This is a genomic window from Glycomyces tritici, from assembly GCF_030403505.1.
Genome location: NZ_JAUEMJ010000011.1, coordinates 1 through 18,472 on the forward strand (window position 1 = coordinate 1; position 18,472 = coordinate 18,472).

Below are 18,472 nucleotides of genomic sequence, written 5' to 3' on the forward strand. Positions count from 1 at the left end.
AGCGATGTCCCGTTAGTTGCTCGTGGGTGCGCCCAGGCGCGGCGGTTTCGCGGGTGTCAGCCTGTAAGGGTGAGGTTGTGGAGGCGGGCGATGCCGGCCATTGCCTCGGCGGAGCCCTCGCCACGGAGGCGGCAGTCGCGCAGGACTTTCCAGACTTTCAACTTCGCGAACGTGTGCTCGATCCGGGCGCGGACATGCCGGTGCGACGCGTTGTGCTCTTCCTTCCACCCGACCAGTGGTTCGTCCTTGGATTTGCGCCGGTGCGGAATGACCGCCCTGGTTCCCGGGTAGCCGCCATCAGCGATCACGGTCGCGGTGCGCGTGGCGTGGTCGATACCGGAAGCGGCGAAGGCGATCGAGTCGTTCCGGTTACCCGGTAGCGGCGTCCCGACGGTGACCACGAGCTGGGTGTCGGCGTGAATCACGACCTGATGGTTCGTGGAGTATCGGTAGTTCTTCGACTTAGCCGCTACGGCGTGGTCCCTGGTGGGGACCAGGGTGCCGTCAACGATGAGGACGGTCTCGGGCGCGAAGCGCTGTCGGGGCCGAAGCGCGAGTTTCGGTGCCAGGTCGTCGATGATCCGATCCGCGGCGGACTTTGAAGTCCCGAACAGCGCCGCGAGCTGGCGCATGGTCAGGTTGGTGCGCCAGTACGCGGCGACCAGCAGGACCCGGTCTTCGAAGGCAAGTCCCCAGGGACGGCCCTTGAGGGCGGGCTCGGCGCCCTCGGATCGCAACTGCCGCAAGAGCTTGGCGAACTGCCGGGCCGGCAGGCCGCTGAACAGCTCGATCATCGTCTCGTCCGCCGCACTGATCACACTTGCCACTCGCCTATGATCCCTTGTGTTCCAACAGCATCCGAGCCGGTCCAGTTGAACCCGATCGTGAAGCGTGCGGGCTCCTACGGGCACCTCGATCGCAGCGTCATCAACGTGCGACCCTTCCTCGGTGAGTACTTTCGACGAAGCCGAGGTCGGCGAGCTGCTCCATCGGCGTGGCTGGCGGACAGCATTCACCGTTGCCGAGCGGGTCAATCGGTGGGCGCACCTGGTGGCCGACGTCGAACGCGGCTACGGCGACGACATCTACGAGTACGCCAACGACCTCTACTGCCGAAACTGGCTCCACGAGGCATGGATCCTGTTGCACGATGATGTCGTCCGACGCTGGACTCCGCAGATCAAGACCCTCGATGACCGCTTCCGCGCGGCGACGATCGATGACGATGGTCTGGCACTCGACCAGTTCCACAAACTGCCCGACCACGACATGTGGTGGTGGCGTCGCCACCCCCGTATCCTCACCGGATCTCTAGGTCAGTCCCTTCGCTCCGCCGGCGCCAGAGGCACCGACACGGATGCGGACTGACCGACCCCAAGCTTCCGGGACATCGCTTAGAGAACCTGGTGGAGATCGCCAAGGGATCCCGGAAGCGGACCGATGGACCGGTCGTGTCCGGCGCGGCGCCTGACTGGTTCCGCCAGTACTTCATCCTGGAACGGGACGCTTCCCAGATCTTCGACCTCAACCTCAACGTGGTCGCTGGCCTCCTGCAGACCCCGGACTACGCGCGGGCCATCCTGCGCGTCGGCAGACACAACATGGACATCGACAAACTCGTTGAAGCTCGGATGAGCAGGAAGCTCGTCCTCGAACGCGAGGATCCACTTCAGTACTGGGGCGTCATCCACGAAAGCGCCTTTCACCGAGTCATCGGTGGGCGCAAGGTTATGGCCGAACAGCTGAACTACCTGGTGGAAGCAGCTGAGGCAGACAACGTGACGCTGCAGGTCATCCCGAACAGCGCTGGAGCGCATGCCTCGATCAACACTTGCTTCTTGATTTTGCGGTTCAACATCGCGCCGCAGTTCGGCGTCGTCCACATCGAGAACCTGCGGTCGCTCTTCTACGACGCCCCACAGGTGGTCCAGGAATACGACGACACCTTCCGACGCGTCATAATGAGCGCGCTGCCTCAGAAGGAGTCAGTCGAACTCATCGCAAAACTCCGAAAGGACCTGTACTCATGACATATGTGAAGGACTTTGGCGACCAGTGGACCTGGCGCAAGTCCTCCCGCAGCGGAGACAACGGCGGCCAGTGCGTCTTCGTTGCTGAACTTGAGGAGACGACGCTCGGGATCCGTGACTCGAAGATGGGCCAGGAAGGCCCGATCCTCCGGCTGAACCGTAGCGACTGGGCCTCCCTGGCCAGGTCAGTCTCGCGCTAGCTCCGTTTGGTGAGAGTTGAACCGCTTCGCTCGACACGTACGGTTCGCTTCGACGAGCAAGACAACCTGCATCGACCATAGCGGATCAGAGTGACCAATGGGTCACCCGGAATCCTGAAGCGACACCCAGGACAGCAGAAGGGGCGTGTGCTCGGCACGCCCCTTCGTCGTGTCCGCACCTCGTTGTTGAGGTTGACGGTGCCTGGTCCACCCTTCACACTGGCGGTCCAGCAACCTGTTTCGAGTTCTGGAGGCACGTGGGCATGGCAGTGACGATGGATTTCTGCGACGGCCGTACCTGGCGAAAGTCTTCGCGGAGCGGCGAACAAGGCGAGTGCGTGTTCGTCGCCGCCGAAGCATCGAGTGTCGGCGTCCGCGACTCGAAAGAAGGCCCTGCCGGCGCGGCGCTCTGGGTCGGCCGCGGCGACTGGGCGCTCCTGACCCGCCACCTGAGCCGCTGAGATCGCGCGCATCGGTACGGGCCGCAAGCGCTCGGCACCCCACATCGATTTCGGTGTTGAGGTTCGCGGCCGTGTTTGGCCGACACCGCCGTGCCCGCCCCGATCACTATGCTCTTTCTATGACCGTGAACAGCGATCGCCGGTTCCCTGCCGCGCTCGCCGCTGCGATGGCAGTCCGGCTCGAGTGCGGCAGGGACGGTGTCGACTTCGAACCGTACGAGTTCTTCCTGACCGCAGACGAGACCACCGACTGGTTTCGTGCGTGGACTGGCAACAACGAGCTGAACGGGGACGGCTTCCGCGTTTTCGGCCAGGACGGCACCGGCGGGTATGCCGCGTTGTGGCTGGTTCGCGGTGGTCGGGAACTGGGTGAGCAGCCTGTCGTCTTTCTAGGCTCCGAGGGGGAGACAAGCGTTGTCGCGCGCGATCTGGGCGCCTTCTTGTGGTTGCTAGCTGACGGCTTCGGCCCGTGGGAAGCAGCAGCCTGGCTCGAGCTCGAACCGGATTGGGTGCCCCAGTTCAATCATGATCTGGCAGCTGTCGCGAAGCTGTTCGCTCCGGACTGCCGCATGTCGGCTATGGCAATCATCGTGCAGGCCGCACAGGAGTTTCCCGACTTCAACGACGAGATCATGAGACTGTGCCGATGAGCCGGATCCAGTGCAATGTCGGCGAGACCGTTCCCGCCCATGCCGTGCCTGTTCAACGCAGCGAGCGCTCGCCCTACCGCGTCGACTTCGGCGACCGGCTCACCTGGCGGAAGGCGTCCCGCAGCGGGGGCAACGGCGGCGACTGTGTGGCCGTGGCCGTCGACGCCGCGCGCGTGGGTGTCCGGGATACGAAAGCGGGCTCGAGCGGGCCGGTGCTGTGGCTCGGCCGCGGCGACTTCGGTGCACTCGCCCGCACGGCGCGATCTTGAACGCCCGCCTGGTGCTCATCGACGGTGCCAGCCGCCGCGCCGCGGTTTCGACGCCGCATGGTGTCCCCACCCCAAGGGGGACAACCTGTCTCCATCCCCAGGGGGACAGTCTGTCCCCATGAGTCAGTGGGGACAAAGTGTCCCCCTTGAAGGTCGATCGCAGGGCTACAAACGTCCGATGAGATTCGACATCGATGGCAGGTATCTACAGGGTCAAGCTGTGGAACTCAATTCCATGAGCCACGGATACAGCAGGTAATGGACGTCTCGAGTCTCGGCCCGTGGTTTGCCGCCGCTGCGATCTCCTCGGTCCTTTTACGCGCCTTCATCGCCTGGATGGCCTTGCGCGGCACGAAACCAAACGAGCGATCAGAGATCCTCCGTGCGCTTCCCTCGGCCCTACCGATCGGGAGCCGCTCTCCGACGACAACCGCACCGACCGAACCGGAGTCCGAGGTCAAGTGAGGGTTGGAGGGTAACGCAGTGGTGCGTCCCCTTCACGGGCGCTCGCGGTCCTCAACTTTCCCGGGGGCAAAGCTCCAGTGTTCAAACATGCTGGCGTTCTCAGGCAGCGGCAGTTCAGAGGGCGGGGCTGACGTCTGCCGGCAATGGCAACCCGGGCCTTGTCGAGGTCAGCAGCAACCAGTCGCGCATATTTCTGACCCGCAAGCATGTACTCGTGAGCGAAGTCGAACGTGCATGAGGCTTTCAACTCGACCAGGCCGAGCGGTTGGTGTGTCGTCGAGTCCAGCACTGCAAGGTCGGTGTGGGCGCGGCTCAGTGGAGAGGGCCATTCACGGGCGACAATGACACCGGGAACGCTGGTGTGCAGGACCCACGCGAGCCGCTCCCGAATGGGACCTTCGGGCTTCGAGGTGAGCGCAAAGAGCGCGAGCTCGTCGGACGCGAACGACGCGCAGGCGCGGCGGCCGAGTAGGAGGCGGCAGTCCAGTCGCCGCTGACGGTGCCGCCTTCAGAAGGGCGCATAGCCAAGGCAGGCAACATATTGATTCTGTGGGAGCGCTTTGCTAGCGTAGGGAGCCGCGAACCCATCGTAATCACCTCCTTTACGAATCTTCCTACGCGAAAGAGACGTATGACCTCCACACGGATCACGCCGCGTCAACTGTTCATCACGCTCACCGCCACCGCAGCGCTTGTCCTCCCAGGAATGACAACCGCCGCAGCAGAGTCGGCGAAAACCTCCTGCCTGGACAAGTTCCAAGACCACATCGAAGCCGCGGTCACAGGCCCCGCCACACCCGGGTTCATCCCCAACCGCGAAGCCACCATCTGCGGGCACACCGCGAGCCTCACCGACTTCGAGGCGATTCACCAAACCGGGATCGACCAAGGGTTGACGTTCAACCAGGCCATCCAGGACTACGCGGATCAAGACGCTTTCGTCGAGCTCGCGAACGGCCTCAAGCAGCGCTACCCCGACGAGTACGCAGGCGCCGAGTATGTCCCAGGCGGCACCTCGTGGATTGCGTTCCGGGGCCAAGCGCCTGCTTCGGTTGACATCCCCTCCCACCTCGACGTCGATGTCATCGCCGAGAGGGGTTTCTCCGAAGCGGAACTGAACGAACAGCTCGAAACCCAATTCGACGTCATGACCGATCTTGCGGAGGTCGATGGCGGGATGGGCTTCATCGACATCACCGCGGGCTCGGTGCACATGGAACTGCAACCAGCAGACGGGTTCAGTACCGAGCAGACAGAGCAAGCCGTCGTCGACGCCACCGCAACGCGACTGCGGACTGCAACGGTCCCGGTTGACGTCGACGTGATCGCTACCGATGCCGGGGCACCGCAGCAAGGGAGCCTCCGCGGCGGCGGCAACCTAATTCGGGCAGGCGGCGTCGACCACTGCTCGACTGCGTTCGGCGTCCGCGGAGGCACGCTCAACGGGCTCCTGACCGCCTACCACTGTTCAACCGGTTGGGACTCGACACCGCCGACGCACCGCTCACTCGATTACGAGTTCTGGCGGGGCGACGGTGTCGAAGCAACACTGTACTTCGTCGAAGCGAACGAACCAGACGTATCAGGATTCGGCGGTGAAGTGGCGTGGTACGGCAGCGCCGACCGGCCTTCGTCATCATGGTTCAACGTGACCGACTCAACCTTCATGTCGGCCTCCGGCACTGCTGAAGTCGTCCTTGGACAGTCCGTGCAGTTCTACGGACAGACCACCGGCCGCAGCTCCAGCACCGTCATGCTGCCGTCCACATGCATCCAGTACCGCGGGTACCCGACATTCTGCAGCATGGCGCTCGCTGAGGACTACATCTCAGGCGGCGGTGACAGCGGAGGAGCGTGGTTCACCGGCGAGACCGCGCTTGGCGTCCACAGCGGATACTGGTCGCACGGTGGCGCGTCACGGTCGGCTTTCAGCAAGATCGAACCGGCACTTGAATACCTCGACTTGACACTGCTCACCTCGTAGGTGGGTGACGCGCCGGAATACTCGAGCAAGGAGCCCCTGATGCGATCGGCAAATCTTGTAGCTGTCCTGGTCTTGGCCGCGGCCGTCATTGCGGCATGCGGTGAAGACACGGACCCGGAGTATTGGGTCGAGGACGGCGACCCGATCGTCATCAGGGGCGAAAGCGAACCAGGGAACCCCGACATCCTCAACATCGCCGGTGAACTCGGCTACGACACGGCTACGCAATGCCTGTTCATTGACCATGCCGGTACACGGTTCAACGTGGTCTGGCATGTGGAAGCCCTGCCTGCCCACTCCGGGGACAGCGCCGGCGTCGAGGTGCACACACCGCAGAGCCCGAACGGGGCGCTGTACGAGGGGGACCTCGTCGCCGGCTACAACTACGAGGTCAAGCCAGCACCCACCCTGCCTGCGGACTGCCTGAACGAACGGACGATTGCAGTGTTCGAGGTATCGAACCTGTCACAGCAGGAACTTAGGGACGTGTACGCAACCCCTGATTCGTAGACTGACAGCAGGGCTCGTCCCCGCATCACACCGCGCTCCTCCTGCGGCAGAGGCGGCGGACCTCCAACCGACAGCTGCGGTTGACGACCGGCACTGCGACCGCTACGGTCCGCGGCATGACGGAAGACTTCTACCCCACCATGGACGACGCGGTAGCCGCCGTCCAGTCCACCTACCCGAACGCGGTCCGCGAACCTGACATCGAGCCGATGTTCCACAGCTCGATCGTCTTCCACGACGCGGCCAGCCACACGGTGTGCGTCGTCGGTCCGAACGAATGGACGGACGACCGCACGGAAGGGTGCGTGTCGCACGGTCCCGGCGCACGAGGTCGCGACCGCCGCCATATTCACGGAAAACTTCGAGTCGACCCAGGAGTCCTGGGGCGAGCGGCATGCCTCGATGCGTAAAGCCGCGGTCGCGCTCGAGCGGATTTACTCCGCAGCGGTCAGCGAGCGCGGTTTCGCCGGTGACGGGCCGACACCTCGGCCGAACCTCGACGTTCAAATCACCCTTGAGCAATCCATCAACCGCGCCCGCGAACAGTTGTACCTGCTGGAGGCGCTGCGCGTCAGGTTCTACCACCGCCTGGTCGCGGAAGCGGACACACTTAAAGCTGGATGGAAGGCTGTGGCGGACCTGGGCATCCGTGAGGATGCGTGGCAGGAGATGCAGATCGAGGACTTCCGGCGGTTCGGGCCTGGCGCATGACCAGAATGGTTCTGTAAGCCAGATGGCAGCGAGCCGCTGCCCCAGGCCGCGGAGAGGGTTGTCGCATTTGCAGCAGCGCCCGCGCGTCGACCTGGATCAGTGGGAGCGTGAACAGGTTCAGCAGGCCGGTTCCGGTACCGGGGTGCGACCGGATGCACCCCGGTACCGGCTTCAGCGCTCGTAGATCGGCTGGCCCATCCACCAGTTGCCCGGCGCATTGATGTCAGCGCTCGACCAGTACTCGACGACGGCCGCGACGAACTCCTCGGCGCTGAGTCGCCCGCTGCCGTCGCGGTCGAGGTAGGTGAAGGCTTTGTCGATGTCGTTCGGGTTCAGGCCGGGGAAGTGCGACCGCAGGAACACTGCGAACTCCTCGGCGCTGACATCGCCGCTGCCGTCGACGTCGGCGATCGACAGATAGGTCCGTGCCAGTGCACCCAGGACGGCGTCGGCGGCATCCGGATCCTGGGCGAGGGTCTTGCTGGAGGCGACGAACGTCGCCTTGTCGATGTCTTCCTGGCCCGCAGGGAGGTGCGGGCGGTGGAGGTCGTTCCAGATCGCCGTGTAGGCGGCGACGATCCGGCCCTCTTCGGGCGATCCGGGTGCATGCCCCAGGCCGGTGGCGGCGCGCTTGCCCATCTGGATGTGGTCGTGCTCGCCGAGCCGGCCGTCACCGGTGGTGTCCAGGTGGTCGAAGCCGTACTCTATCTTCGCGGTCAAGATGTCCTCGGGCATGCGGGTGTGCCTCCGTGGTCGTCGAAGCGGGTTTTTGGAATCGACTAATTCTCCCATACAGAGCAAAAGCGGTGAAACTAGCTTCTTTCTGTATTTCGGGTGGTTAGAGCGAAAGTTGCCACGCTCGGCCTCGAGGTCCCCGACGGATGAAGCACCCAACGGCCGCAGTCCAGCGCCTTCCGCCCATCGTGAGGGTTGTGCCGGAGAGGCCGACTCCCTATCCTGGCCTCTCCCAACCCCTCGGGAGGGCGCGTGTCCAGTATCGACGAGGTCGCCAGCGCCGTCGCTGCACGATCCGATGAGGCCCGTCAACTTGCAGTCGGCATCGCCAGGACGAAAGAGGAGCACGACAAACTCACGGCGGCGATCACGGCCGCGAGCCTGGAGCCTAAGGCCGAAGTTGCGGGTGCGATCGCGATGACCTCGAAGCGGCTACGGAGCGCGCCTGGGCGCTCGCCGATGCGCTCGACCAGCTTCGCGCTCGCGTCGAAGCGCTCAAGGCTTTACTGACCGGCGGTGGCAGCGGCGCTCTTGCCTCACAGGCTCGACTCGCTCGAACGCGGCCGCTTGAAGGCTTTGATCCAAAGCGGTTCCATCCTGAAGCGGTAAAAGCTATCCGTGACGCTGGCTATCCGCGCAATCCCGAGGGCCGTGTCTCCGCTCGCGGGATTCTGTACGACGCTGCCGGCCGCCGGCGCCACACGGACGTGCTCAAGGCGTACCCCCCTGGGCAGGCTCCAGTCAGACCGGAGTTGAAAGAGCCGTAGGCTTCTTCAGAGGAACTGACCACGACGTGGCACGTTGAGGGCGACGCTGCGGCCGACATTCGCGAAGGCAAGCTCGACAACGCCGTGCTGTACCTCAATGTGCCGCCATGCGGCAAGAGAGCACCCTCGTCAGAGCATCCTGACCCGAGACGGTGCTACGAGAACCTTCGGCACATCATCCCGGCTGGCAGAACAGTCTGGGTTCATGTGGTGCCGGAACACGGATCACCTTCTAGGATCAGGTTCAAAGGCACTGGGGAAGGCATCAAGTGATGGGCGAGTACGACAGACCGGTCCAAGCAGATCCCGAGATTCTCGCTGACCTTCTCCATCGGTTCGACACCGATCTTGACTCTCGAGAACTCGCCGAGTACGCCCGTACGCTGGGGCTTGAACCTCCGTATGATCCGCCTGGGTATCAAGGGTGGGCCATCATTGAGAAGTACCCTGACGACGACTTCGATCATGGGGTTCTGTATTGGTGGGGTCCCGAGGAAGATCACGGCGAGGAGCCTTCGCCTGTCACATCATCAACTGGCGGCGACCGCATTGAGCACGTCCCGCAGGAATGGGCTTCCAAGCAGCTAGGCGTGCGAATCTCCTACACCGCTCACACCCGCCGAGTGCTGTCGATCTGCAAGAGCCATAACGACGCACTCAATGTGCTCAATGAGTTCGAGCAGGTCGCCGACCCTGGAGAGGCGCTTCGGGTTGAGAAGCCTGACGGCAGCGGACCTCACCTCGACGTCATCATCTGGCACACGATGCTCGAGAGTGCCGACCGACAGTGCGCCACGCTGCGATATTCCGGTAGTGCAGGCTCATGGACAGCTCGGACACCGGGTCTCCGCGTGAACGACAGTGGCCTGGTAAGGCGTCTCCAACATGAGAATGTTCCGGTTGAAGCGTTGATTCCCGAAGAACGGGTTAAGGCAGCGATACTGGAGTTCTTCGACGAACCTGAGGCGCGACCGTCTTCCGTTGCATGGCAGCCGGCGCCTACCTGAACAAACCGCTCGTGCGCTGATGCTGGGGCCGCAGATCAGGGAGGTCCCCGTGCCGCGTCATTGGGCAGTACTGCGGGTGGACGTTCCCTCGGCGTTTGTGCTCGGGCCAGCTTTCGGGTCCCCGCAAGGCGGGTCTCCGTTCGTACCGGAGGCCCGCCTTTCGCTGCCGCGACTACGGGTCAGGCCAAGCCGTTCATGCAATGTCGAGGTCGTACACGGCCCGGTCCTTTCCCGGACCCTTGGAGTTCGCGATGACCTCCACGCCAGTCTGCGGGTCGCGGTAGTCACCGTGGCGGTTGGTGAACCCGAGCGCCAGCCACGCGGCATGCGCGGCCGTGTTCGCCGGTTCGGACGTCAAGTAGATCCGCGTCGCCCCCGCGGCGCTGGCAACGGTACGCAGATGGCTGATGAGCGCGGCCGCGATGCCTTGCCGGCGGTGGGCCGGGTGCACGATCACGTCTTGGACGTACACGTCGGCTGGGCGGGTTTGGGATCTGAATCCGATGGCGGCACCGGTCACGGTCCCGTCGTCGGCGATCGCGACAGGGCACGTATCGGCGAACAGTTCAGCGGCCAGCCAGTAGTCGGAAGGGTCGCGGGGCCGGACCCACGGTGCTCCGGTGGTCATGAGGTCGCGCACCGGTTCGGTCAGGTTCGCGACCAGGGCGGCAATCCGCATGCGGCACTCCAAGGTCGTTGCTCGATTGTTGTTGCAGCGCATTAGCAATCGCTCAATGCAGTCGCATCAGGACGATACATTTGGGTTTGCAAACCAGGTGAAACACCAGGTCAAACACCCTTTGACTGCCCGGCGTCCACGACCGGCGGGCAGCGTTTGAGCGAAAGTGAAACGCGATGCTTCCCGAGCCTATCGACGCGGCCACCTCACCGTTCGATCAGATCCGCCGCACCGACGAGCTGGGCGAGTACTGGTCGGGGCGGGATCTTATGCCGCTGCTGCCGCGTGGCGCGTCCTCGCGTCCGCGACCGGCGACTACTCGGTGGAAGACGCCGCGAAGCTCCTGTCGCGGGACCCGCGCGTCACCATCGGGAAGATCCGCTTGTTCCAGTTCCTCAACACGGAAGGTCTGATCTACCGTCACAAAGGCGACGGGTGCTGGCATGTCTACCAGTCGGCAATCGACACTGGCCGTCTGGCCGAACGCGCCCAGTCGCACTGGAACCCGAAAACTGAGGAATGGCAGGTGGACGCGCCGCAGGTGCGAGTCACCGTGAAGGGGTTGCAGCACCTGCACCAGCGGCTCACCGCTACCGCGGTGGCACAACCGCAGGCTTTTGGCTTATCTAGGGGCCTCGGCGCGTCCGCACCTTCCGCCACGGGGCCTGGTGGAGACGTGCCGTCGCGTCGATGAGCGCGTCAGCATTGAGCGTGACCTTTGGGCGGCCCTCGGTCAGCACCCAAACTCGGTGCAGTTGCTGATTCCTCGTGAGCTTGTGCGGCTCGAAGGCAATATGGTCGACATTCTCGTCGTCACGGTAGGACCAATGCACTTGCGAAAAGCCATTGACTCGAATGTTCCTGCTGAAGTACACCCCAACGTTCCCGCCATCAGGTGTATTCGCCTCGGTGAAGTCGAACCGGCCCGTGCTGCGAACCGCCAGTTCAGTGACATATGGATCGATGAGATCTTGCCCGGCAATGGTGATGTGGAGGTCGAGGGGTTTGTTCCGCAGCAGGGGTTGCGGCGGGAAGGCGACGATCCGCAGGTGTCGCCTTGGCGGCCGGCTTGCGGCCATGATCCCCAGCACGGCTACGAGCACGCCCAGTACAGACACGGTCAAGGCGGCGAGATCGACGTTGATTGCAGAAAGCATGGGGTGAGGGGACCTCTTTGCTCGCCGGGGAACACAGAGGCTCAGTCTATCCGGACGGTGCCAATGAAACTATTGGTTGCCGGGATGGTGGAACACCACCTTCTTGCGGTGGATAACACCTGCCGCCCTGCGAACCGCTGGTCATGGCTGCCATGAGCTGACATTCGATTTGAGAACCTACACCGCCCCTCGCCTAGCGCGAGCGCGCCGACCGCCAGCGCGAGACCTTCTACCGCGGCGACGCGCTGTGAGCGTGCTATCGCCTCGCCCGGTGAGGCATTCAGCAAGCACGACCATGTCGGCGAACCTGGTCGGTTCGAGTCTGGGAACGGACCGATTCGTCTCTCGCGGTCTTGTGCCACGTTACCTGTGACTCCATTGTCCCTGGCAGGTGCGACGCTCAGTCCCGGGCGGCCTGCGTCGCAATTCCGAACCAGGTCCGGCAGTCGTCATCAAACCCGGTAACGGTCACCGACGGGCGGGATCTGGAATGCCAGTCGGTTGCGTCCATCCGGAACCTCCGGGATGTTCGCGCGACTCCGCTGTAGACCGCTTCGACGTCGATGCCGTCTTCGCGATAACCGAGCCGTTCCGACACCCCCACTGACTTGCCGTTCGTGTTGAACGACCTTGACCGGCACGAGCGGGCCTCGAGCCACTCGAAAGCGAACGCGAGGACGCCGGCTCGCGCTTCGGTCCCGAACCCGTTGCCCTGCTGGGCGAGCGTCAGCCACGAGATCGTGGCCGCTTCGCGCGTCACAGGGAAGTGCTTGGCGTACAGGGTTTGCACACCGATGGGTTTCCCGTCAAGCCACACAGTGAGTTCGAGATGCCAGTTGTCAGCAGTCCATTTGGCGACTTCCCCAAGCTGGACCTGGACGGCCTTCCGCGCACGATCGGCAGGCGGCGCGCTCGACCAGGACGGCCGCCCCAATCCGATCGGATTCTCGAACGGCTCCTCCCCCACAGCATGAATGGGTTCGCGGGCGCAGTCGGCCAGGAGCGGCAGTTCGTCCGGGTGCGGCAGGCGGAGCGTGAGCCGCGGCGTGTCGATCCGGAGCCGGTAGAGCGGTATGACGTCACTGATGGGCATTTGCCCAGTGTGAGACAGGTGGTGCACTTCCGGCAACCGTCTTTCGTTGCGCGACAATCGAACTGATGTCCTAAGAGGACGAACTGGTGAGTTTTGGCTGCTGAGCGTGTGAGCGAAAGCCGCTACGCTCATCTGATGCTTCACATCGTCTCCGCAGCAAGGCTGCCAGGATCCCCTTCAGTTCCGAACGAGGACGCGTACGCGACCGGGCCCGGCTGGGCGTTCGTCATCGACGGCGTCACCCGGACGCCCGACGACGGGTGCATGCACGACGTGCCCTGGTTCGTGAAGGGCCTCGTGCACGCTCTCGCGGCGGCACGCCTCCCGGGCGGCTCCTCGAGCTTGGAGTCCATCCTTGCCGCAGCGATTCACGACGTGGCCGAATCGCACCGGGACACGTGCGACTTGGCGAACCGTACGAGCCCGGCCGCGCAGGTCGCGATCGTCCGCGTCCAGCGCGGCATCGGCGAGTATCTGGTACTCGGTGACTGCACGGTCGTGTGGCAAGTCGATGGGGAATCACCGGTCGCGGTCTGCGACGACCGTGTGGTCCGACTGCCGAACCCGCCGGCGCCGGTCCTCATCAACGGCGTCCGCCGCTACCCGCTCGACTACATCGCGAGGATGCGGAACAACCCTAAGGCGAAGGGCGGATTCTGGGTTGCGTCCACTGACCCGCAAGCGGCGTGGGAGGGCCTGTCGGGGCAGATTCCCGTCGACCGGCCCGGGACAATCGCGCTCCTCTCAGACGGGCTCACGCGGCTCGTCGAACGGTACGGGTGGACGTGGGCTGGCTTGCTCGAGGAAGGGGCGGCCCGCGGCGTGCCGGAGCTCATCCACGTCGTCCATGAAGCCGACCGTGCCGCCGGCGCGACCGGAGGCCGCGGCAAAGCCAGCGACGACGCGACCGGCGTGCTCCTCGCCAGCTACTGAACTACGGTCGCGTGTGCGGAGCAGCCAAACCGGAGTGCAAGCATCGAGGCTGCACCAGCGAACGCGGGGACCAGGTCTGTTGGGAGGCAGGGATAATGCGGAGGTCCCCTTCTCATCCCCCTTCGGGTGCGGTCCCCGCTGCGGCGGCTCGCCCCCGCGAAAGCAGGTCTCATGGCCGCCGCCTCCACGTTCGTGTCCCCCGCGCTGCAAGCGGTGGTGTTCTTCGGTACTTTCGCGCTCCTGCTCACCACCGCGGGTGTGACGTTCGGGATGGTGCTGTCGGAGATTCCCGCGAGATCTGCAGGGCTGATCGCCAGGCGAGGGCTGCGTCGGGCGTTCATGGTCGCGCGGCGAGGCCGACGGATCGCGAGGACCAATGCTTCCTCGCGTGCCGGTGGCACATGGTGGTCCACAGCTGGCAACGGGGCAGTGGGGTCATCGGTCTCGTGCTCAGTTGCTGTCTGGCTGGGTCCGCGGTGGTCCTGATGGGTTTTCGGTTCGAGGTCATCGCCGATGGGCGCCCCTTGTTCAGCGACACTGAACGTCTCGCGCACGAAGGGATCGTTGTGTTCGCCTTGCTTGCTGCGGTGGTGGCACTCCGCGCAAGGATCGGGTTGGTGCACGCTGTCAAGCTCACCGGGGCACCGCATTCGTTTCATGTCCGTTGGTCGCTGTCGATTCCCGACGTCCGGACTGGGGTAACGCGTGATGACCGGTTCGCGGCTGCGGTCAACGTCTACCGCCTCGGTCTGCAGCAGTTCCTATTGAAGTCTGCACTGGTGGCAACGGTGTTCTTGACGGCGCTGCCCGTGGTGCTGCCGCCTCGCTCCAATCAGTTCCCCGGGCTGGGGTACGCCGTCGCGCTCGGTGTGTTGATGGTGCTCGGCTGGGTAATCAACCAGCAGTTCAGAAGACGATTGCGCGCCCTCAGCCTCGCTGCCGCGTACGTGCAGCCACCGGCGCGCCAGCGCCGCGCGATATCCCCGGGTGCAGCCCAGTCGCGTGCAACGCTGGTTCGGGTCGTTGCCGAAACGGAGCGGTACGCGGATCGTCTGCAGCGCAAGCAGGGCCTTGATGTGCGCCACCCTGTCGCGCACCTCCTGCATTTGAGCACCGCCCAGCTTCGGGGTCACTTGTCGACCTTCGCGTCGGTCAGCGGTCACGTTCCTGACGAGCTCGACGTGACGCTGCGACGGATGACGCTGCTGCTCGCGGGAGCTTCAGGGCGGGAGTTTCTGGAAAGCTGCGAGGCTCGAACGCGGCACCTGGCAGACCAGGTCCAAGCCGCGCCTCAACGTCGGTCATGGTCGAGTTGGCTCTCGACCACCGTTGAACTCACTGACAAGACGGTTCGGGCGCTGATGCTGCTCGCTGGGGTCACGGTGGTCTTGATACTGCTGGTTGCAGATGGTGTCACGGGCAAGGACCTTCTCGAGTGGGTGCTGCTGCAGTGATCAGCGCTCGTCGCGCATAGCGGCCTCTGTGAGCATCGCTTCGGTCTCATGGTCGGCAGCGGCCATCCTCGCCTGCGTGTGGGAGTCCGGGCCTTCATAGGCGGCGATCTGGGCACGGCGGGATTCCGTGCGGAGCACGCGCGCCATCCACTGCTCAGGAGTCTGCCCGGCGTCCTGTGCCGCTGCACGAATCCGGTCGAGTTCAGCCGAGGTCAACGGCAAGGTGACGTTTGCTTCCTGGGTGGATTCGTCGCTGCTCATGGCGTCATGGTGAGACCGGCACGAGCCGCCGAGCGACGTTCTTACGGGCGTTTCCTGAGTCGACGCGGTCGCGAACGCCTTCGTCCGGGAGCCGCTGCTTGATTGCTTCACCGAAATTGGCCGCACCGTTCCTCGGCGCTTCAAGGACGCTATTTGCTACCGGCTCCGAGTCCAGGCTCAGCCTTTGAGGACGGCGGCTGTCCCGTGAGTAACTACAGGACAGGTCTAATCCGATTTCTGACACCTCATGGAAGCAACCTTCACTGGCTACAGTGTCCTCGCAGGTCAGGTACGCACTCACGTGCAGGCGTGCACGGGGACATGTCACTAGCGCGGATACGATCCCAAGATGACCCAGCCCTCACCTCCTGCGGGCGGCCAACCCGCACTGGCGAACGCGAAAGCCCCACCTGCCGGTACCCTCTCGCGGTCGACCAAGATCCGTCGGAGCATCATCGGTGGCGGCCTCGCAGTGTTCCTGGCACTGTTCGGATTCGTCGCTGACATTGTCGGCATCATCGACTTCGCTGCTGGCAAACCGGCGCCCGAATTGACAACCACCGCAGCAGCGCCGACCGCTGGGCCGGACCCAGAGCCCTCGCCGACGCCAGCGCCAGCGCCGTCCACCGATCCGGCAACGACAATCGTCGCAACGACGGAAGCTCCAACGACCGCGGTACCGATTGCAGAACCCTCATGGACGGTCCTCCATGAAGGCCTCCGCGAGCACTTGGGCGGATTCGGTTGGGGCGACGGGATATGCAGTACTGACCAGCTGGACTTCGACCGTCTCAACATCGACGGCTTCCTCAACAAGGACTTCCCCGAGGACGGCAGCGTCTCCCCCGGCATGGACCTGATCTGGGACGACTGCACCGGATACGACTACGCCGCGTACATCGTTGCCGCGGCGCAGACCCGCATGGTCGTGTACCCCGAGACGGTCACCGACCCCGCCGCCTGCTTCGACGCAGGCACCTATGTCGAAACTGGACGCCAGTGGGCGGTCGATCCCTGGGCGCCGGAGAACCTCCCGTTGGAAACGGGGGCGACCTTCTGCGTTATCACTGACGAAGACCAGGTCGCGCTTGCCACGATCACCGACATGGGCCCCGCCGAAGACGAATATGCAGGCCTGTGGGTGGTACTTGACGTCACCGTGTGGACCTGGGCATGACCACCGGCTGGCGCGCCGCTATCGTTCGGGCCGATCGTCAATCACCGCCCGCGCGCCTTCATCGAGGAGCCGCTGTGCGACTGCTGCACCGAGTTTTGCAGCGTCACCGTTGCCTGCGGTCCCGGACGCTTCCAGGACACGGCGGCCGTCCGGTGAGTAAACGCGGGCGTGCAAGTACACATCCTGGCCGTTGAACATGGCGTGCGCGGCAACGGCAGTGCGGCGTTCCCGCGAAGGGTCCGAAGTAGGCGCGTTCGCACGTCGCTTCGATGTGGGTCGCGGGGTGGTCGAGCGGGGCGAGGAGCGCGCGCGTGGGGGTGTCGTCGTCGCGGCATTGGAGCGCGATGATGCCGGCGCCGGCAGCGGGCAGCGGGCAGGAGGTCGTCAGTGCTGAACGTGTCGGTTGCCGCGGCGATCTGTCCGACGCGGACGAGTCCGGCTTCGGCCATGATGAGCGCGTCGACGTCGCCACGCCGCAACTCGCGAGGCGTGACCCGGCGTTGCCGCGGATGGGCGGATAGTCGAGGTCATCGCGGAGCCTGCGCAGCTGCGCGGTGCGGCGCGGCGCGGCGAGGACGTACCGACGCGGGCGCCGGCGGGCAACTGGGCGAAGGTGAGACCTCCGGGGTGGACGAGGCAGTCAGCGGGGCTGTCGCGTTCAAGGAACGCCGCGAACATGGTGCCCGCGGGCAACCCGACATCACCGGGCACATCCTTCAGGCAGTGCACGGCCACGTCCGCGCGGCCGGCAACGATGAGCTGGTCGACTTCTTTGCAGAACAGAGCCTTCCCGCCGCGGTCAGCGAGCGCGCCGGTCCAACGGTCGCCTTCGGTCGTGGTCGTGACCGCTTCGACAGTGATCCCCGGATGGTAGTGCTCCAGGAGTGTCTGGACGCGTTCGACTTGAGCGAGCGCCATCAGCGATTCGCGCGAGGCCAACCGGCTCGTCTTGTCGCTCATGGCCCCACGGTAGAGGGGAATCCGGGGGAAGTCGGCGCGGGCACGCCGTTCCGAGCGATGGCAGTCCTGCAGGACGGCCGACACCATGTCGCCGAAGCATCGCATAGGTCAGACAAGGCCATCTCCGCCAAGCGGTACCGGCAGCGACACGACCCGCACCGCAGCGTCAACTGGATGCGCTGAGGACATCTGGACGTGCACCCAGGTTCGTTCAGCGATCAGGTCGACTTCCCAGTTCGGACGCACCCCGCCTGCTGATGCCACTCGCAGGACCTGGAATTGCTGCAAGGCATCCTCGCCCAAGGCCTGGTTCACTGCAGCTAGCGCGGCTGCGTGCGCGTGAACTGCGTCTTGCAGGGGGTAGGTGGCCCAGTGCCTTCGAGTCACCTTCCCGAAAACGCGGAAAACCGTGCGACCGACCCAGCGGCACGTCTGTACAGCGACGGCCCCGATCACCCCTGAAGCTGCTGCCAGCGCGATCCATGTCGAGCTGTCAGCAGCCTGCTGAAGCGTTTCGCCCTGGACAGAGGCGGTGCCACGTGTCTGCTGGGCTCCTGTCAGGAAGGGACTGGCGGGAAGGAGGACTGGCTGTTTGGCAACGGCAGCGTCTTCTTTAACTTGGGCGAGCAGTTTCGCGTTGGATGATGCCGTGGGGGTCTGCTCCAGCAACGCGAGCAAGCTCCAGAAGCAGTCAGCTTCAGACGTGCTGGAGGGACGGAAGCCGGCCATCGTATTGCGGATCGTCGTGTATTCGTGCCCAGTCACTGCCACCAGCCAATGCCCGAACACCTGGTCGTTGTCCATTCCAGCCACAGTCCGAAGTTCGGTAGGTAGGGACTCGACGACGTCACACTGCCACTGTCGGAGTAGGTATGTGAGGGTTCGGGTTGCCCGCTCATCGCGGCGGAACCGCTCTTGTTGCTCGGTGAGGTGCTGCTGTGCTTGGGGTTCAGGGGGATCGGCCGGGTG

25 protein-coding genes and 1 pseudogene are annotated in these 18,472 nt (G+C 64.5%); 17 read left to right on the plus strand and 9 right to left on the minus strand.

The window, feature by feature from the left end; translation table 11 throughout:
• Positions 1-56: 56 nt before the first annotated feature.
• Positions 57-827 (minus strand): transposase, encoded by a 771-nt coding sequence (locus tag QWI33_RS25025; protein ID WP_289953625.1) that lies wholly within the window; start codon positions 825-827, stop codon positions 57-59.
• 121 nt (positions 828-948) lie between these two features.
• On the opposite strand from QWI33_RS25025, the gene QWI33_RS25030 reads away from it, so the two are divergent.
• The 10 genes from QWI33_RS25030 (at position 949) to QWI33_RS25075 (ending at position 7,280) form a co-directional block, all read left to right on the plus strand.
• Entirely contained in the window at positions 949-1,368 is a 420-nt protein-coding gene (locus QWI33_RS25030) for a hypothetical protein (protein ID WP_289953626.1), read from the plus strand.
• 38 nt (positions 1,369-1,406) lie between these two features.
• Positions 1,407-2,030 (plus strand): DUF5753 domain-containing protein, encoded by a 624-nt coding sequence (locus tag QWI33_RS25035; RefSeq protein WP_289959571.1) that lies wholly within the window; start codon positions 1,407-1,409, stop codon positions 2,028-2,030.
• A complete protein-coding gene (locus QWI33_RS25040) occupies positions 2,027-2,230 on the plus strand; it encodes a DUF397 domain-containing protein (RefSeq protein ID WP_289959572.1) in 204 nt (67 codons plus the stop codon). Before QWI33_RS25035 ends, QWI33_RS25040 begins: the two co-directional genes overlap by 4 nt.
• 275 nt (positions 2,231-2,505) lie before the next feature.
• Positions 2,506-2,691 (plus strand): DUF397 domain-containing protein, encoded by a 186-nt coding sequence (locus QWI33_RS25045; RefSeq protein ID WP_289959752.1) that lies wholly within the window; start codon positions 2,506-2,508, stop codon positions 2,689-2,691.
• A gap of 119 nt (positions 2,692-2,810) precedes the next feature.
• Positions 2,811-3,341 (plus strand): hypothetical protein, encoded by a 531-nt coding sequence (locus QWI33_RS25050; RefSeq protein WP_289959573.1) that lies wholly within the window; start codon positions 2,811-2,813, stop codon positions 3,339-3,341.
• Positions 3,338-3,610 carry a DUF397 domain-containing protein gene (locus tag QWI33_RS25055; RefSeq protein ID WP_289959574.1) on the plus strand — a complete coding sequence of 91 codons (273 nt, stop codon included), beginning with the start codon at positions 3,338-3,340 and terminating at the stop codon, positions 3,608-3,610. Before QWI33_RS25050 ends, QWI33_RS25055 begins: the two co-directional genes overlap by 4 nt.
• A 1,096-nt stretch (positions 3,611-4,706) precedes the next feature.
• Positions 4,707-6,059, plus strand: coding sequence for a chymotrypsin family serine protease (locus QWI33_RS25060; RefSeq protein ID WP_289959575.1), 1,353 nt, complete (start codon positions 4,707-4,709; stop codon positions 6,057-6,059).
• A gap of 39 nt (positions 6,060-6,098) precedes the next feature.
• Positions 6,099-6,569 (plus strand): hypothetical protein, encoded by a 471-nt coding sequence (locus tag QWI33_RS25065; RefSeq protein ID WP_289959576.1) that lies wholly within the window; start codon positions 6,099-6,101, stop codon positions 6,567-6,569.
• 116 nt (positions 6,570-6,685) lie between these two features.
• Positions 6,686-6,979: a hypothetical protein gene (locus QWI33_RS25070; protein ID WP_289959577.1), complete on the plus strand. Its 294-nt coding sequence runs from the start codon at positions 6,686-6,688 to the stop codon at positions 6,977-6,979.
• On the plus strand, positions 6,972-7,280 hold the full coding sequence (locus QWI33_RS25075) for a hypothetical protein (protein ID WP_289959578.1): 309 nt from the start codon (positions 6,972-6,974) through the stop codon (positions 7,278-7,280). Before QWI33_RS25070 ends, QWI33_RS25075 begins: the two co-directional genes overlap by 8 nt.
• Before the next feature lie 171 nt (positions 7,281-7,451).
• On the opposite strand, the gene QWI33_RS25080 is transcribed toward QWI33_RS25075, so the two are convergent.
• Positions 7,452-8,000 (minus strand): EF-hand domain-containing protein, encoded by a 549-nt coding sequence (locus tag QWI33_RS25080; RefSeq protein WP_289959579.1) that lies wholly within the window; start codon positions 7,998-8,000, stop codon positions 7,452-7,454.
• Between the two features lie 267 nt (positions 8,001-8,267).
• On the opposite strand from QWI33_RS25080, the gene QWI33_RS25085 reads away from it, so the two are divergent.
• The 3 genes from QWI33_RS25085 to QWI33_RS25090 all read left to right on the plus strand — a co-directional run bounded on the left by QWI33_RS25085 (position 8,268) and on the right by QWI33_RS25090 (position 9,789).
• Positions 8,268-8,525 (plus strand): hypothetical protein, encoded by a 258-nt coding sequence (locus QWI33_RS25085; RefSeq protein WP_289959580.1) that lies wholly within the window; start codon positions 8,268-8,270, stop codon positions 8,523-8,525.
• A 272-nt stretch (positions 8,526-8,797) separates the two neighbouring features.
• Entirely contained in the window at positions 8,798-9,055 is a 258-nt protein-coding gene (locus QWI33_RS29495; protein WP_353895557.1) for a DddA-like double-stranded DNA deaminase toxin, read from the plus strand.
• A complete protein-coding gene (locus QWI33_RS25090) occupies positions 9,055-9,789 on the plus strand; it encodes an Imm1 family immunity protein (protein ID WP_289959581.1) in 735 nt (244 codons plus the stop codon). The genes QWI33_RS29495 and QWI33_RS25090 overlap by 1 nt, the downstream gene beginning before the upstream one ends.
• A gap of 193 nt (positions 9,790-9,982) precedes the next feature.
• Here the strand turns inward: QWI33_RS25090 and QWI33_RS25095 are convergent, their stop codons facing one another.
• Positions 9,983-10,510 (minus strand): GNAT family N-acetyltransferase, encoded by a 528-nt coding sequence (locus QWI33_RS25095; RefSeq protein WP_289959582.1) that lies wholly within the window; start codon positions 10,508-10,510, stop codon positions 9,983-9,985.
• A 124-nt stretch (positions 10,511-10,634) separates the two neighbouring features.
• On the opposite strand from QWI33_RS25095, the gene QWI33_RS29500 reads away from it, so the two are divergent.
• Entirely contained in the window at positions 10,635-11,162 is a 528-nt protein-coding gene (locus QWI33_RS29500) for a phage antirepressor KilAC domain-containing protein (protein WP_435367604.1), read from the plus strand.
• Here the strand turns inward: QWI33_RS29500 and QWI33_RS25100 are convergent.
• Both QWI33_RS25100 and QWI33_RS25105 read right to left on the minus strand, forming a co-directional pair.
• A complete protein-coding gene (locus QWI33_RS25100; RefSeq protein ID WP_289959583.1) occupies positions 11,095-11,625 on the minus strand; it encodes a hypothetical protein in 531 nt (176 codons plus the stop codon). The genes QWI33_RS29500 and QWI33_RS25100 overlap by 68 nt on opposite strands.
• 400 nt (positions 11,626-12,025) lie before the next feature.
• Entirely contained in the window at positions 12,026-12,718 is a 693-nt protein-coding gene (locus tag QWI33_RS25105) for a GNAT family N-acetyltransferase (RefSeq protein WP_289959584.1), read from the minus strand.
• 135 nt (positions 12,719-12,853) lie between these two features.
• Between QWI33_RS25105 and QWI33_RS25110 the strand changes: the two genes are divergently transcribed.
• Together QWI33_RS25110 and QWI33_RS25115 are read left to right on the plus strand one after the other, a co-directional pair.
• Positions 12,854-13,651, plus strand: a complete 798-nt coding sequence (locus QWI33_RS25110) for a hypothetical protein (protein ID WP_289959585.1) — start codon at positions 12,854-12,856, stop codon at positions 13,649-13,651.
• A 485-nt stretch (positions 13,652-14,136) separates the two neighbouring features.
• Complete coding sequence (locus QWI33_RS25115) at positions 14,137-15,105, plus strand: hypothetical protein (protein WP_289959586.1); 969 nt, start codon at positions 14,137-14,139, stop codon at positions 15,103-15,105.
• Here QWI33_RS25115 and QWI33_RS25120 read toward each other — a convergent pair whose 3' ends face one another.
• Positions 15,106-15,366 carry a hypothetical protein gene (locus QWI33_RS25120; protein WP_289959587.1) on the minus strand — a complete coding sequence of 87 codons (261 nt, stop codon included), beginning with the start codon at positions 15,364-15,366 and terminating at the stop codon, positions 15,106-15,108.
• 349 nt (positions 15,367-15,715) lie between these two features.
• On the opposite strand from QWI33_RS25120, the gene QWI33_RS25125 reads away from it, so the two are divergent.
• Positions 15,716-16,543 carry a hypothetical protein gene (locus QWI33_RS25125; RefSeq protein ID WP_289959588.1) on the plus strand — a complete coding sequence of 276 codons (828 nt, stop codon included), beginning with the start codon at positions 15,716-15,718 and terminating at the stop codon, positions 16,541-16,543.
• Between the two features lie 103 nt (positions 16,544-16,646).
• Here the strand turns inward: QWI33_RS25125 and QWI33_RS29505 are convergent, their stop codons facing one another.
• From QWI33_RS29505 to QWI33_RS25135, 3 genes and pseudogenes are all read right to left on the minus strand, one after another.
• A complete protein-coding gene (locus tag QWI33_RS29505) occupies positions 16,647-17,183 on the minus strand; it encodes a hypothetical protein (RefSeq protein WP_353895558.1) in 537 nt (178 codons plus the stop codon).
• Positions 17,111-17,608 (minus strand): annotated as a pseudogene (locus QWI33_RS25130) (hypothetical protein); the annotation flags it as partial. The pseudogene QWI33_RS25130 and the gene QWI33_RS29505, both read right to left, overlap by 73 nt.
• A gap of 3 nt (positions 17,609-17,611) precedes the next feature.
• Positions 17,612-18,307 (minus strand): hypothetical protein, encoded by a 696-nt coding sequence (locus tag QWI33_RS25135; RefSeq protein ID WP_289959590.1) that lies wholly within the window; start codon positions 18,305-18,307, stop codon positions 17,612-17,614.
• Between the last annotated feature and the right edge of the window lie 165 nt (positions 18,308-18,472).